Raw genomic sequence first — 932 nt, 5'->3', positions numbered from 1 at the left:
ACCTCTTGGATATCAGCATCATATTGATACTGCACCTCTTCGCAAAGACAAGTTCCTTTTATCATGTATCTCTCCGGCATTTTTATCCTAATGAAACAACATAACCTGTAGACCTCTGTAGCTCAAGCATTTCTATAATGAGAAGTATTCACTCTAGCTAACACAAGTACCTTCGGCCTAAATCGCTTATCAATTCCTTTAGCATAAACCGCTACTTTTGTTAGAATAGCTCCCTTATCAGGGACTATAAAAGTTAGTATGAAAAAAGCATACTAGACAAGGGAGTATTTAAGTGCAGACCAAACTACTATTTTTTATCACGCTCTGTGTACTGGTGTTACCAAATGTGAGTGCTGAGGTTTTTCGCTGGACTGACGCCAATGGGCAAGTTCATTTCAGTGATCACGCTCGAGCGCCTTCTGCTGCAAAAGAAGTCGAGATCGACACAAGCAAAATGAATATAACCAGTGAACTCAGCTCACCCGAGCAGCTTCAACGCCAGGCAGAAGATCTGGACGCATTACGCCAGCAAAAACTCGAACAATGGCAGAGTAAACGAAAGGATCAACCTACAAAGGACGATTGGTGTAATTGGGCACGATCTTATTTACAGACGATTGTAGGTCGTGTTGTTTTTCTCGATGACAATAATCAAGCTGTCAAGGTCTCTGAAAAAGAACGGAAGGAACGGGCCCAGAAATTAGCGAAAGATATAGAAAAACGATGCTAAAGCTAAGTTCCGTTGCGCTGACGTTCGCACTGATCTTTACGTCCTCGGTTCATAACGCACACGCCCAGATATACAAATATCAAGGTAGTGATGGTAAGTGGCACTATAGCGATAAAAAACCTGTTTCCAAGCAAACAAAAGTTGAGAGTATAAACTACCACAGCAAAACTAAGAAAACGCTTAAACCTCATCTCGTGCTTTC

The 932-nt window shown here is 41.6% G+C and carries 2 protein-coding genes; both read left to right on the top strand.

Translation table 11 applies throughout. The annotated features are described in order from the left end of the window. The first annotated feature begins 292 nt into the window (after positions 1 to 292). Entirely contained in the window at positions 293 to 730 is a 438-nt protein-coding gene (locus A3756_RS17615) for a DUF4124 domain-containing protein (protein ID WP_068553637.1), read from the top strand. Continuing rightward, positions 724 to 932 (top strand): DUF4124 domain-containing protein (locus tag A3756_RS17610; protein WP_156490570.1); only part of this gene is annotated, 209 nt, incomplete at its 3' end. The genes A3756_RS17615 and A3756_RS17610, both read left to right, overlap by 7 nt.

Source organism: Oleiphilus sp. HI0086, from assembly GCF_001635225.1.
This window is presented reverse-complemented; position numbering and strand designations above follow the sequence as displayed.